Source organism: Chryseobacterium sp. 2VB, from assembly GCF_005503635.1.
GTDB lineage: Bacteria > Bacteroidota > Bacteroidia > Flavobacteriales > Weeksellaceae > Chryseobacterium > Chryseobacterium cupriresistens.
The window spans coordinates 42,833-55,990 of record NZ_SCNC01000004.1 but is presented as its reverse complement, the minus strand read 5'-3'; the positions used below and the strand labels follow the sequence as shown (position 1 = coordinate 55,990).

Here is a 13,158-nt window from a genome sequence, read left to right as displayed (position 1 = left end):
GGTGAATTATTTAAAACTTACAAAAGAATTGTGTTAAATTAATATCAACAACATAATGATCTTTAATTATGTTTTTATTATATGAAAAATAAAAACCCGCTATCATAGCGGGTTCTGTATATTATTTTTTAAAGGACATTGTTAAAGGAACAGAAACATTTGAGGAGACTGGTTTCCCTTTGTCTTCTGCCGGTTTCCACTTGCCTTTATCTTTAATCCGGTAAAAAGCGGCTTCGATGAATGCATTTACATCTTCATTATTTCCTTTTACATTGGGATTGAGAGCGTTCCCTTTGGAATCTACAACAAAACTTATTGTTGCTTTGTAGGTTTCCGAAGAAAAGTTCAAAAAGTCAAGATCTACAGCTTCATATAAAAGCTTTTGAAAAGCGGCCTTACCTTTATCATATTCTGCGTCCTTACTCACTTTTGTTTTTACAGGAGGGTTTGCCGAGATCATTTTCTGATCCTCAAGAGAAGCTTTATCCAAAGCGGTCTTGTAAGCTGTTATTTTATCCTCTGTCAAAAGCCATTCTTTCTTGGTTCTTAAATCATTAGGCTTAGGATATTTATTATACAGAGCCGTTTTCTTTCTTTCATAGCGTGAGTCTGCCCTCTGAAATTCAGAAATCTGGGCACTACTGAAAATAAAAGTGAAAATGAATGCTGATGCTAAGACCTTTTTCATGATGTATTAAGCTTTTACAATGTTAATAATGACTTCAGTTGCTTTTTCCATGCTTTCCAAAGCGACATACTCGTATGGTCCGTGGAAGTTGATTCCTCCCGCGAAGATATTCGGGCAGGGAAGTCCCATATAGGAAAGCTGAGCGCCGTCTGTACCTCCTCTGATTGCCTTGATTTTAGGCTCAATGCCTGCTTCAGTCATTGCTTTTGCAGCAAGGTCTACAATATGCATTTTACCTTCAAACTGCTGCTTCATGTTTCTGTACTGCTCTTTAATCTCTACTTCAGCAGTTCCTTCCCCATATTTTTGGTTGAACTCAGCTACTTTTTCTTCCATGAATTTCTTTCTGGCTTCAAATTTATCTGCATCATGATCCCTGATGATATATTGAAGTTTAGCTTCAGAAATATCCGCTGTAATGTCCATCAAATGGTAGAATCCGTCAAAACCTCTTGTTGTGGCAGGTGTTTCGTTCGCAGGAAGCATTTGAGCAAATTCAGCAGCTAAAAGAGCAGCATTGATCATTTTTCCATAAGCATAACCGGGGTGAACACTTAATCCATGGATTTTTACCACAGCTCCGGCGGCGTTAAAGTTTTCATATTCAAGTTCTCCAACTTCTCCGCCATCCATTGTATAAGCCCATTCTGCACCAAATTTAGCAACATCAAATTTATGCGCTCCTCTTCCAATCTCTTCATCCGGAGTAAATCCTATAGCAATTCTTCCATGTTTGATTTCCGGATGCGCGATAAGATATTCAGCTGCTGTTACGATCTCTGCACAGCCGGCTTTATCATCGGCACCAAGAAGTGTATTTCCGTCCGTAGTAATTAAGGTCTGACCAACATATTTTTTTAAGCTTTCAAATCTTGATGGAGATAAAGTGAATCCTGTTGTCTGGTTCAAAAGAAGATCATTTCCATCATAGTTTTCCCAAACCTGAGGTCTTACATTTTCTCCGCTGAAGTCCGGTGAAGTATCATAATGTGAAATAAATCCGATGGTAGGTCTGTCATCATTTTCAAGGTTAGAAGGAACATAGCCCATAATATAACCATTGCTGTCTATAGAAACATCTTCCAGACCGATGGTCTTCAGTTCTTCAGTAATATAGTTAGCAATATCCCACTGACGTTCGGTAGAAGGTGTAGTTTCACTTTCTGCATCACTGGTTGAATATATTTTTACATAGCTAAGAAAACGGTTCAGTAATTTTTCTTTCCACAAAGGGTTGAATTCTATTGTACTCATCAGATATCATAAATTTTAACAAAGTTAGCAAATTTGATGCTGAGAATACGTTATTTGCGATTTAATATCAGTTATTGAAATTATGAATCAGATATAAATCTTTGAAAATCAAAATAGTGTTAGCTTTGTACATATAGTATACCAAGTAGTTTAGTTTTATTATATTTGAGAAAATCAAAAAGTAAAAATGTTTCTTACCGAATGTCCTAGAGATGCTATGCAGGGATGGGGAGAATTTATCCCTACCGATAAAAAAATAGATTATATCAACTCCTTGATGGATGTTGGTTTTGATGTATTGGATTGTCTGAGTTTTGTTTCTCCAAAAGCAATTCCGCAGATGGCTGACTCTGATGAGGTGGCAAAAAATATTGACAAATCACGCTCCAAGACTAAAGTTTCTGCCATTATAGGTAATTACAGAGGTGCCGAAAAAGCATTGAAACATGAGTCAGTAGATATTCTGGGTTTTCCGTTTTCTATTTCTGAAACGTTCCAGCACAGAAATACCAACAAAAGTCAGGAAGAAGCATTCGATGAAATCATTAAAATGCTTGAACTGGTAAAAAGTGAAGGGAAGCAGCTAAATATCTATTTCTCTATGGCTTTTGGAAATCCGTACGGTGAAATGTGGAAATGGGAAGATGTTGACCAGTGGGCACAAAAATTCTCAGATATCGGAGTAAAAGATATCTTATTATCAGATACTACCGGAGTGGCTACTCCTGAAACCATTGCCCTTTTGTTTGAAAAAATACCTTCAAAATATCCGGATATCAACTTCGGAGGGCATTTTCATAACCGCTATGAAGATTCCTATTCAAAATTAAAAGCCGCTTACGATCAAGGCTGCCGAAGATTTGACAGTGCGATCAAAGGAATCGGAGGATGCCCAATGGCTAAGGATGATCTTGTAGGAAATATGCCTACAGAACAGGTGATCAACTTTATGAGCGTTGAAAAAGCTGAACATAAGCTGAACCTTCTGAATTTTGAAAGTTCTTATAACAAGGCGAAGGATATTTTTCATTTTTAAGAAGAATGAATTTCTCGCAGATTCTGCAGATCCCACAGATAGAAAAGTAGATCTGCTTAATCAGCAGAATCTGCGAGAAAACTATCAATAGGAGCGGGCTTTAGCCCGCTTCACTATATTAAAATACAACAGGGTTTAGCCAAAACATATTAATTTTAATCAAAATCAACAAAATGTCTCCAATCATCTCAGCAACCGAATTTAAAAATATTCCGACAGAAAGTCTTGTTATTCTTGATGCAAGAACAGGAAAGGATATAAAACAAAGCTACCTTGACAAGCACATTAAAGGAGCAAGGCTTATTGATCTGGACAGAGATCTGGCTGAAATTGGAGAAAATGCAGCTTTTGGTGGAAGGCATCCTCTTCCTTCGGTAGACAAGTTTGCTGTAACTCTCTCAAATCTTGGAATATCAGAAGATGCTCATATTGTTGTCTATGATGATAAAAATGCTTCCAATGCAGCAGCAAGAGCATGGTGGATGCTGAGATCTTTCGGACTGGAAAATGTTCAGGTTCTTGATGGCGGAATGCAGGCAGCGGAAAAAGCAGGTTTGGAATTTGCTTCAGGAGAAGAGATCTTTGAGAAAGCTTCTTTAATTAAAAAAGATCATTGGATTCTTCCGGTTTCAAGTCTGGAAGTAGTTGAAAATGAATTAACAAACAATTCTTCTACAGTTGTTGATGTAAGAGATGCCTACCGCTACAAAGGTGAATCTGAGCCTATTGATCTGGTCGCGGGGCATATTCCGGGGGCGATCAATATTCCTTTTTCTGAAAACCTTGATGAAAGCGGAAATTTTCTGAGCCCGGAAATCTTAAAAGAAAAATACAGCCAATTCTTAAAAGATAAACCTGAACACCTTATTATTCATTGTGGATCAGGTGTTACAGCCTGCCATACAATTTTAGCCCTGGATTATGCAGGATTTCCGGTTCCGGATCTGTATGTAGGTTCATGGAGTGAATGGAGCAGGAGAGAAGGCAAGGAAATCGCAAAAGATATTTAAAAATAAAAACCCCGAAAATACTTCTTCGGGGTTTTATATTGTTAAAGGTAATTTCTAAAGCATTCCCAGCTCAAACTTCGCCTCTTCGCTCATCATATCCTTATTCCAGCTCGGTTCGAAAGTAAGCTCTAAATCTACACTTTTTACATGCTCTACTTCAGCTACTTTATCTTTTACTTCCTGAGGAAGTGTTTCTGCTACAGGACAGTTGGGAGTAGTAAGTGTCATGATAATTTTTACGTCAGCATCATCGGAGATCTGGACATCGTAAATCAGCCCTAATTCGTAGATATCTACCGGAATTTCAGGGTCATATACGGTTTTTAATACACCAATGATTTCCTCACCAATGTCAGCAATTTGATTGTCTGTAAATTTCATTTTTTAATCTAGATTGATATTCCTTTTCAACAAATCTTCCTGACGCATGCGCCGGAAAATATTTGCCAAAGTTAAGACATCTTTTTCACAATAGTCAACAATTCTCTGCAAGTCTTTTTCTATGTAGTAAATTGATGAAACCATTGAGCCGTCAATATCATCTTTTGGAGTAGGAATACCAAAAACATGCGCCAGTAATTCCAGGGAGACAAAACTTTTATAATCCCCGAACTTCCAGAGTTCCATAGTATCTATATGCGGAATTTCCCAGGGCTTTTTCCCAAACATCTGAAACGGTGCCGGTGGCTGCATCCCATTGATGAGATAGCGTCTGGCAATCCAGGGAAAATCAAATTCTTTTCCGTTGTGGGCACAGAGAATCACATTATAAAGCCGTGGGCTGTTGAAGATTTCTCCAAATTCCTGAAGCATTTTCTTTTCATCATGCCCGGAAAAACTCTTTATTTTTAATGTTTCATTCTTTTCAACCATTCCAATGGTAATACAGATGATTTTTCCAAACTCGGCCATAATACCGGCTCTGTCATAAAATTGTTCAGCCGTAACATCTTCTTTTCTCTGAAATTTTGTTTTTTTATCCCACAGATATTGCTCTGTTTCTGATAACTCGTTCCAGGAGGCGGATTGTGGAACCGTTTCAATATCAAGAAATAAAATTCTTTCTAAAGGAATATTTTGGATCATTTTTTGTTTTTTATAACCGAAATATATGACATAATAAATCAATTATCCAAAACGTTTTTTATTATACATAAATTTTAAGCTTATGAAGAATTTATTCATTATAGGAAGCAGTATCTGCTTATTATCCTTGGCATCATGTAATGATTCCGATGAAAAAGGTTCTGCTACAGTGAATGTAAGGCTTACAGACGGCCCTGCTGCATATAATGCCGTTAATATTGATATTCAAAAAATTGAAATTAAAAGCAATGGAGAATGGACAGTATTAAACTTTCCAAATCCGGGAGTTTATAATCTTCTTAATTTTAAAAATGGAACTGATGTAGTTTTAGGACAGGCTACGCTCCCTGAGGGAAATGTTTCGCAGATGAGAATGGTACTGGGTCCTAATAATAGTGTGGTTGTAAACGGAGTAACTTATCCGCTGCAAACCCCATCGGCTCAACAGAGCGGACTGAAATTCAACTGGAATCAGACATTATCAGCAAACGGAGCATATACCGTGTGGATTGATTTTGATGCCGGAAGATCTATTGTAACGACAGGGAATGGATCATATATTTTAAAACCGGTGATACGGGCATTCTCTGAGCTTACCAACGGGCAGATTAAAGGATATGTGCAGCCTCAGGCGGCTCAGGCAGTTGTTCACGCCATTATGGCTTCAGATACGATTTCTACTGCAATCCCTAACCCTGACGGATTTTTCATGTTTTCAGGGCTTCCACAAGGAAGTTATACCGTTTCTTACGATGCCGGAAACAGCACTGGATATATGGATGAAAATACATCCAATATATCAGTAAGCTTTGGTCAGGTTACCAATCTTGGGGTAAAAACCCTCCATCAATAAGTAATAATATCAAATAAAAAAACCTTAGTGAATGTCTTCCTAAGGTTTTTTTTTATTTAATTGGCAGGCTATCCTACCTGCATTCCGTTTTTTGTGGGTAATGATGGCGTTAAAAGAGTGACATCTTTTTTGTCTTCCCCATAAAGTCCTAACACAAGACATTCGCTGAAGAAATTAGCAATCTGCTTTTTAGGAAAATTCACTACGGCTAAAATCTGTTTTCCAATAAGCTCTTCTTTTTCGTAGAGAGAAGTAATTTGTGCAGATGATTTTCTGATTCCTAAGTCTCCAAAATCTATTTCGAGCTGGTACGATGGATTTCTTGCTTTTTCAAAATCATTCACTGAGATTATAGTTCCGCATCTGATGTCTATTTTTTCAAAATCTGTCCAGGTGATGTCTGGTTTTACTGTCATGGTAATTCGTTAATTAGATGTTCTACTTCTGTTTTCTGTTCTGCATACTTTTGCTGCAATACTGAGCCTTCACCCATTCTTTTGTAGTATTCCAATGCTTTTCCTCCAAAGAATTTTTTATGAAAATCCGAAACTTCAGGAATCTGTGGGAAAACCTTGTGAAAAAGCATTTCATAATACGCCTGAAATTCCCTTTCATTTTTGTCTTCAATAACTTGTCCTGGTGCTTTTTGTCTTACATGAAGCATTTCGTGGGCAACCATATTCAGAACAAGGTTCAGGTCAAAGTCAAATAAATTTCGTGGGATCATTACGGTTTGGGGTCCTCCCAGGTCTCCTTCTGCTGTCAGAAGCATCGAGGTGGGAGAAAGCTCTTCCCTGAACCCGAATCCCGCAAAGTTTTCATGTTCCAGATTAAAAGAATGGATCAGATATTTTGCTGCATCCAGAATCTGGTTGTGTTCTTTGTAAGCCTCAAGGTGTAAGTTGATCTGCTCGAAATTCATCTGAAGTATGTTTTAAACAAATGTATTAAAATATTGAGAATACCAATAGTTTTTGTTCCAAAGGTTTAGAGTAGAAAAATAATTTTTTTTTTATACGACGAGTTCTGTCGCTTCTGGGGGTGATCTTTGCTTCAAGAAAAAAACACAATATGAAACTTGACTTAAAAATTCCAGGTGGACATCTTTTGCCGGAAACCACCTAAAAAAATAAGGCTAAAACCTGAAGACATTCTACTAAAAAGAGCTTCAGATCTCAACCTTTATAAAAACCAAAACAAAATTAAAAAATGGAAGCAATTAATCAAAATAATAGCTCACAAACTTTATTCAGATTTGCGACGATGCGCAGCGCAGAATTGTCTGATCCAAAGAATAGGGAGAAAAGATTTATTTTCAGAAACTATCTAAGACAAAAGGGAGTAATTGATCCACGAGTAGAAGCTGGGGAATCTTTGAAAAACGTCTGTGAAAAGATCACAGGGTTAACCATAGAAACAGAAGCATCATTAAAAGCTAAAAGTGTACAATTTTATGAATTGTCAGTTTGGGTTGCAAAGAATAAAGCAAAAGCAACCAAAGAGGAGTTTGATGCTAAAATCAAAACTTATAAAGAGACTCCAAAACCTATCGTTGAAATTGACTCTAACATTTGGGATAATTTTATTTACCAGGTGGTCACCCAAAAAGATTTTTATGCAAAGGAAACTTTAATGCAATTTTTACATCTGGATCATATTCTTTCCAATTATGATGGAACTACTCAAGCACAGTATGAAGATGTTATTAAAGCCAAAGTTGTTCTTCCTAAGGAACTCTTTAGTGCAAAGTCTGCTTCTTCAAATACAGTTGCTTCAAGAGGGGGAAACAGTATGCAAAGTCATCCTTTGAGTGATAGTGCCTTGAAGTTTGCAGAAGCTACAGTAAACTTAAAAGGAAATGAGGAGCTTAAAAGAACTTTGGAACAGCTTGAGAAGAATTATCAAAAAGAATACGGAGCGGCTTATGATATTGCCTACCAACAATATCAAGAAGAGGTAAGACCTGAGCAGTCCAGATACGATGCTCTTGTCAAAGAACAGGAATATCAGAAAGAAATTTTCCTGGCAGCAGATAATCGTGAAGGACTATCAAGTTTAAAATATATTCCGGTTCCGGAAGTAAAGACTTTTACATTTAACTTTCGTCCTGAAATTCAGGCAGATGATCTGCAAAGAAAATTAAGCCAAGAAAATAACGAATCTTTACAACGAATTTTTGGGACATCAAACTCATTAAATGATGTTTCAACCTTTACAGAGCTTTTTCAGACCATTGAACAAAACAGCCAGCAGCTGCAGCAAACGATATTAAATAATACAAATCTTACTCCACAGGTTTCTGCAACAGTAGGAGGTGTTGTTATTCCTGTAACGCAATCTGTAAATACTCAGGAGATTCCTTTTTTTGCAAGAACAATGAGTGGTAATATGGGATTGGGGGATCATACCATGATTCTGACAACTGATATCAATGCTCCTAAGCACATTGTAAGTGGAAATTACAATATAAAGTCATATGATGATCAACTTTTAGCAGGTGGAACCCTGGCTTATACATTTGATGCTCCCAACGTAACATCTTTATTCAATACTCCGGAAAAAATTCCCGCTGCTGTTATAGATAAAAATGAAGTTTTACTATTGGAAGGAGAAGTTATTCTTAATGATGGACTTGCCTATACAATGAAAGCGAAGTTATTGTGGACGGCAAACAGAATGTATAGATTTGAAGGACCTGGAATATTTACATTAAAAAATAAAGGCACCGGAGGTGAAGGAGGAACCGGTAGCTGCCTGCCTGTTTTGTTAAGGACCAGATCTTTTCAGAACTATTCGGACAGATGGCTATTAAGTATGACGCCTAAAGAGACTACATCATTATTTTCATCAGCTTCAGGAACCATCAAAATATTGGATAATAATGGGAATGTAGTTCAAACCTCAAATCAATTACAAGTTGCTGGTGGAGGAGATTATTTATCCTTGTTTAGCGATGGTGTTTTACCTCAATTACATATTACAGATGCTATAAAGAATGGTTGTCAGCTTGAAGCAGAACTTACCCTTGACGACGGAAAAGTATATACCTGCAAAATTCCTATGACGATATTTACTGCAGGAGGAATAGATTCAGTAACAAAAACCTATAATCTGACAGGTGAAGGAAGTATTTGTCTGAAAATTAAAGATACTCCGACAACACCTGAGGATGATCAACCATTCATCCCATCAGGCTTTGGAATGAAAAATATTGGGATTGCAGATTACCGAAAGGTAGAACAAAGTACTTACTGTTATGTAGAAGGAGATGTTTCACACATTGAAAATATCATGGCAAGGGAGTACAGAGAAAAATCTTCACGAAGACTAAAGAGAAGCGAATCCCAAACAACCAAATCTACGGAATCTGAAAAAGAGAAATTGACGGATACTACTTCTACGGAAAGAAATGAGATGCAAAGCGAAATTTCTAAAGTACTTCAGGAATCTAAGGATTTTGCAGCGCAGGCAGGATTTAATGCATCATGGGGAGCGGGAGCAAAGTATATGCTAAATACTGCTGCCAACTATGCTACTCATAGTTCTAAAGAGGAAAGTAACAGACAGGCCGTTACCGAGGCTAAAGATGTTACAGCAAGAGCCCTGGAAAGGATTGTCACTAAAGTGAAAGAAGAACGAATTGATAAAATCCTTGAGGAATATGAGGAAAATAACAAACATGGTTTTGATAACACCAAAGGCAGCAATCATGTTGTAGGAGTTTACCGTTGGGTAGACAAAGTAGTTAAAAACCAGATTTTTAACTATGGAAAGCGTATGATGTTTGAGTTTATGATTCCGGAGCCTGCCAAATTACATTCATTAGGAATGAAGGTAAGTAATGTTGTTGAAAATCAATTGGTAAAGCCTATTGATCCGAGAGAATCTGCCGGGATGCAGATCAAAGACTGGAGTGCTCTGGCAGATTCCACAAAACTAAAATATTGGCTGGGTTATTACAATGTTGAAGTTGATGAAAGACTGGAACCAGTTGTGTATGTAGGAAAATCCATTGATTACTCATCCACTGAATCAAAACAAGCGTCTTCAAAATCTGACCTTATTGCGATCCCGGAACATTATATCACTGAATCTTATGTTGTTAAAAGCAGTAATTCTTTCCCTGGTTACAATGGTTGGGGAAATGGGGCCAGCTTATTAGTAGGAGGAGATAGTTCGTCTAATGCATTTTTGAAATTTGTGAGGGAGGTTCCTATTACTATTGCGACAACAAATGCCCATTATTTCCATGCAACGGTTAATATCAAATGTGTATTGCAGGAAGAATATAAAAATGGCTGGCTGCAGAAGGCATTCAATAAAATTATTGAAGCCTATAAAGTGGAGTTGAGCAAGTATGAAGCTGCCTTGGCAGATGCAAAAGCTGTAGGAGCTCAGATCAAAGGATCTAATCCGGGATTCTACAGAAAAATTGAAAATACCATTTTAAGAAGAAACTGTATTTCCTATATGCTGAATCAGAATCCTGATGCATTACTCACTTTCGGTAAAAAAAGATATTATACCAATGATAATGCTTCTACAGAAACTTTTCAGAATACAGATATTAAGGTGGATGAAAAACTGGATCAATATGCTGCATTTATCAAATTTATGGAGCAGGCGTTTGAATGGGAAATCATGAGTTATTATTTCTACCCCTATTATTGGGGTGAAAGAAAATCATGGGCAGATTTATATCAGTTTGATGATAATGATCCTACGTTCAGAGCATTTATGCAGTCAGGTATGGCAAGAGTTATTGTTACGGTAAGACCAGGATTTGAAGAAGCAGTGAGACATTTCCTTGCTACAGGACAAATTTGGAATGGAGGTGAAGTTCCTGTCATTGATGATCCTTTATTCTTATCCATTGTGGATGAATTACGCTCACCAAAAGCGACAAAAGAAGGAGAGCCGTGGAGAGAGAAAATTCCTACTTCCCTTACCATTCTTCAGGCAGGATCTATTGGACTGAAAGTTGAAAAAGCTTTGCCTTGCAACTGTGAACCAGGAGTGAAGTTTGATGATGAACTGGGAGAAATCTGCGGAACCAATTTTGAACCCAATGACAATCTTCTTGGAGTAGAATCGCTGGAAGGGCAAAAAGTGATTTTGGGAGACTGGAAATAACATAATTATTAACCTTAAAAAATAAAAAAATGCCAATTATAGGAAAAATTATACGTGTCAATGAATTACCTCCCATTGGAGAAAGGGAAACTAATGCTATTTATCAGGTAGCAGCGCCGGGTTCTCTGTCTTACACAGATTATGCCGTTGACGAAAACGGAGATTTAAAAACCCATGCCGTTGTTGACGGAACCATTCCCCTGAAATTAGCTGATAATCACGTCAGTATTTCAAATGCTGATCTTGTAGCAGAAGGAATGGCAAGCCAGGCTCAATATAACCTTACTACAAGAGAAGAGTTAGCGAAGAAATTAGAAATTCCCTTGACAGACGGAACGGCTCAGGATTATCCTAAAATCATAGGAATGAATGATAACGGAAGTGTTGCCAAACTTCCCGCCGGTGATCTGGGAAAAAATATAGCCAATTCATCACTTACATCTGTTGTGGGAGCAGGACTGAAATTAGGAGCCAACTGGACGTTAGATACTTCAGGACTTTATTATTCGATCACAGGATTGAGTGATGTTTCCAATGATGCTACCTTCAGCACTTTCTTATCTCAGAACTCTTCAGGACGTGTAGGGAAAACAAATGGAAAGCAGCCGTTCTTAAGCTTGCCTGCTACTCTTTCCGAAGCAGAAAAAACAGCATGGAAAACAGCAATGAACGGAGGATGGACTACTAATACTATGAGTGTTGCTGTTATCACTCCTCCTGTTGTAGATAAGCAGAATAAAAACTACTGGATCAGCTTAAGAGGAGCCAACCTTAACCTCCCTCCCACATCTTTCTCCATAGATATCATGGATGAAAGCGGCTCTACGAAATTAGCGACTGTTCCTAATTCACAGGTACAATTATATACCAATGGATTAGACCTGACATTCTATTACAACTTTAAGGATTTACCCATAGGACAGTATAAGATAAGACTATGGAATGGAGTCGCTTATTATGTGACACCCCTTACAGTTTCAGTAGTGCAGAATCTACAGATTGCAGATGTATCAGCATTGACATGGACCAAAAAGATTTATAATGATGCATCTAATCCCGACACATTTGGTAGCGGAGGATCAGCTATTTATCAAAGTAACTCTGCTGTAAAAGCTTACAGTACGGATGATCCTACTATCGTAGCCGCACTTAAATCTTCAAAGCTTAATAATGCCGGAGAAAATTTTTATCTGGAATTTTCTGTCAATTATCAGCATGCAGCTAATATGACCTCAAAAACACAATATGTAGGACTGATGAATAATGCATCGAATGTAGAATTATTGGATCAGACTATTACCCGCCTGAAAACAGTAGGAACACTGGGAAACAGTATAGGATACAGAGTTCATTATCTTAATAATACAGTAGTGGGCGCTGTTAGTGCAGGAACTACCGGAACCAATGAGACCATCAATGTTATTATTGTTAAAAACGGAACCTCTATGACTGTTTCTATGACAGCAAGGGGAGTTACATCACTGACCATTATTTCTGTTCCTGACGTTGAATACAGTCTGAATATGGCCGTCAACAATATGGGAGGGAATACAACAACATCGTTAAATATTATCAATTTATACAAATTTTAAAAACAAAAATTATGAACGAACATTTAATTATACCGGAAAACATTAAAGAAATCCTTAATAATGTAGAGAATATTTCATTAAGCCTGGCAGAACTCCCGCTTCAGGAACATCCGAAGCTTCCACAATTTCAAAGAAGTATTCGTGTATTGGATATTGATGCTAAATCTGAACAACAGTTCATCAGTTTCAGATATAAGCAGATACTGAAAGACAAGGAAACAGGAGAAGATATTAATATTTCACTTCCTTCTCCGGAATGGGTAATCTATAAAGATACGTGGAGCTATCTTCGTGATGGAGACAATCATCTTATAGAGCTTCCTGTTGCAGAACCCGAAGGTAATATGAATACCGATCTGGTAAAAGTACCAAGCTATCAGTATATGCTTTGGCTGTTGAAAAACAATAAAGCTGGTTTTACAGAACTTCTGGCTTCCTATCTGGATGAATTTGTGGAAAAACACAAAGAGAACCTAGATGCACTTTCTTAAGAATTATTAATTACT

12 protein-coding genes are annotated in these 13,158 nt (G+C 37.4%); 6 read left to right on the top strand and 6 right to left on the bottom strand.

The window, feature by feature from the left end; all coding sequences use genetic code 11:
- Positions 1-121: 121 nt before the first annotated feature.
- Positions 122-688: a hypothetical protein gene (locus FFS26_RS05630; RefSeq protein ID WP_110009042.1), complete on the bottom strand. Its 567-nt coding sequence runs from the start codon at positions 686-688 to the stop codon at positions 122-124.
- 6 nt (positions 689-694) lie between these two features.
- Positions 695-1,942, bottom strand: a complete 1,248-nt coding sequence (pepT, locus tag FFS26_RS05625; RefSeq protein WP_137904511.1) for a peptidase T — start codon at positions 1,940-1,942, stop codon at positions 695-697.
- A gap of 187 nt (positions 1,943-2,129) precedes the next feature.
- On the opposite strand from pepT, the gene FFS26_RS05620 reads away from it, so the two are divergent.
- Both FFS26_RS05620 and FFS26_RS05615 read left to right on the top strand, forming a co-directional pair.
- Positions 2,130-2,978: a hydroxymethylglutaryl-CoA lyase gene (locus FFS26_RS05620; RefSeq protein WP_110009044.1), complete on the top strand. Its 849-nt coding sequence runs from the start codon at positions 2,130-2,132 to the stop codon at positions 2,976-2,978.
- Between the two features lie 173 nt (positions 2,979-3,151).
- On the top strand, positions 3,152-3,988 hold the full coding sequence (locus FFS26_RS05615; protein ID WP_137904510.1) for a sulfurtransferase: 837 nt from the start codon (positions 3,152-3,154) through the stop codon (positions 3,986-3,988).
- Positions 3,989-4,042: 54 nt separating this feature from the next.
- On the opposite strand, the gene FFS26_RS05610 is transcribed toward FFS26_RS05615, so the two are convergent.
- On the bottom strand, positions 4,043-4,369 hold the full coding sequence (locus FFS26_RS05610) for an SUF system Fe-S cluster assembly protein (RefSeq protein ID WP_137904509.1): 327 nt from the start codon (positions 4,367-4,369) through the stop codon (positions 4,043-4,045).
- 3 nt (positions 4,370-4,372) lie between these two features.
- Complete coding sequence (locus FFS26_RS05605; RefSeq protein ID WP_110009046.1) at positions 4,373-5,074, bottom strand: 3'-5' exonuclease; 702 nt, start codon at positions 5,072-5,074, stop codon at positions 4,373-4,375.
- Positions 5,075-5,156: 82 nt separating this feature from the next.
- Here FFS26_RS05605 and FFS26_RS05600 point away from each other — a divergent pair, with 82 nt between their 5' ends.
- Positions 5,157-5,927, top strand: coding sequence for a DUF4382 domain-containing protein (locus FFS26_RS05600; RefSeq protein ID WP_137904508.1), 771 nt, complete (start codon positions 5,157-5,159; stop codon positions 5,925-5,927).
- A gap of 68 nt (positions 5,928-5,995) precedes the next feature.
- Here the strand turns inward: FFS26_RS05600 and FFS26_RS05595 are convergent, their stop codons facing one another.
- Positions 5,996-6,343, bottom strand: coding sequence for a tRNA-binding protein (locus FFS26_RS05595; RefSeq protein ID WP_137904507.1), 348 nt, complete (start codon positions 6,341-6,343; stop codon positions 5,996-5,998).
- Positions 6,340-6,849 (bottom strand): hypothetical protein, encoded by a 510-nt coding sequence (locus FFS26_RS05590; protein WP_131436986.1) that lies wholly within the window; start codon positions 6,847-6,849, stop codon positions 6,340-6,342. Before FFS26_RS05590 ends, FFS26_RS05595 begins: the two co-directional genes overlap by 4 nt.
- A 287-nt stretch (positions 6,850-7,136) precedes the next feature.
- Between FFS26_RS05590 and FFS26_RS05585 the strand changes: the two genes are divergently transcribed.
- Genes FFS26_RS05585 through FFS26_RS05575 form a run of 3 tightly spaced genes read left to right on the top strand, consistent with a single transcriptional unit; the run spans position 7,137 to position 13,143 of the window.
- The gene (locus FFS26_RS05585; RefSeq protein ID WP_137904506.1) at positions 7,137-11,060 is read left to right on the top strand and encodes a hypothetical protein; all 3,924 of its coding nucleotides are present in this window, start codon (positions 7,137-7,139) and stop codon (positions 11,058-11,060) included.
- A gap of 29 nt (positions 11,061-11,089) precedes the next feature.
- Complete coding sequence (locus tag FFS26_RS05580) at positions 11,090-12,652, top strand: hypothetical protein (RefSeq protein WP_137904505.1); 1,563 nt, start codon at positions 11,090-11,092, stop codon at positions 12,650-12,652.
- Positions 12,653-12,663: 11 nt separating this feature from the next.
- On the top strand, positions 12,664-13,143 hold the full coding sequence (locus FFS26_RS05575; protein WP_137904504.1) for a hypothetical protein: 480 nt from the start codon (positions 12,664-12,666) through the stop codon (positions 13,141-13,143).
- Positions 13,144-13,158: the final 15 nt, after the last annotated feature.

Excerpts from the sequence above, each read along its gene's own strand:
- FFS26_RS05630 (WP_110009042.1), bottom strand. The coding sequence starts at position 688 with ATGAAAAAGGTCTTAGCATCAGCATTCATTTTCACTTTTATTTTCAGT.
- pepT (WP_137904511.1), bottom strand. The coding sequence starts at position 1,942 with ATGAGTACAATAGAATTCAACCCTTTGTGGAAAGAAAAATTACTGAAC.
- FFS26_RS05620 (WP_110009044.1), top strand. The coding sequence starts at position 2,130 with ATGTTTCTTACCGAATGTCCTAGAGATGCTATGCAGGGATGGGGAGAA.
- FFS26_RS05615 (WP_137904510.1), top strand. The coding sequence starts at position 3,152 with ATGTCTCCAATCATCTCAGCAACCGAATTTAAAAATATTCCGACAGAA.
- FFS26_RS05610 (WP_137904509.1), bottom strand. The coding sequence starts at position 4,369 with ATGAAATTTACAGACAATCAAATTGCTGACATTGGTGAGGAAATCATT.
- FFS26_RS05605 (WP_110009046.1), bottom strand. The coding sequence starts at position 5,074 with ATGATCCAAAATATTCCTTTAGAAAGAATTTTATTTCTTGATATTGAA.
- FFS26_RS05600 (WP_137904508.1), top strand. The coding sequence starts at position 5,157 with ATGAAGAATTTATTCATTATAGGAAGCAGTATCTGCTTATTATCCTTG.
- FFS26_RS05595 (WP_137904507.1), bottom strand. The coding sequence starts at position 6,343 with ATGACAGTAAAACCAGACATCACCTGGACAGATTTTGAAAAAATAGAC.
- FFS26_RS05590 (WP_131436986.1), bottom strand. The coding sequence starts at position 6,849 with ATGAATTTCGAGCAGATCAACTTACACCTTGAGGCTTACAAAGAACAC.
- FFS26_RS05585 (WP_137904506.1), top strand. The coding sequence starts at position 7,137 with ATGGAAGCAATTAATCAAAATAATAGCTCACAAACTTTATTCAGATTT.
- FFS26_RS05580 (WP_137904505.1), top strand. The coding sequence starts at position 11,090 with ATGCCAATTATAGGAAAAATTATACGTGTCAATGAATTACCTCCCATT.
- FFS26_RS05575 (WP_137904504.1), top strand. The coding sequence starts at position 12,664 with ATGAACGAACATTTAATTATACCGGAAAACATTAAAGAAATCCTTAAT.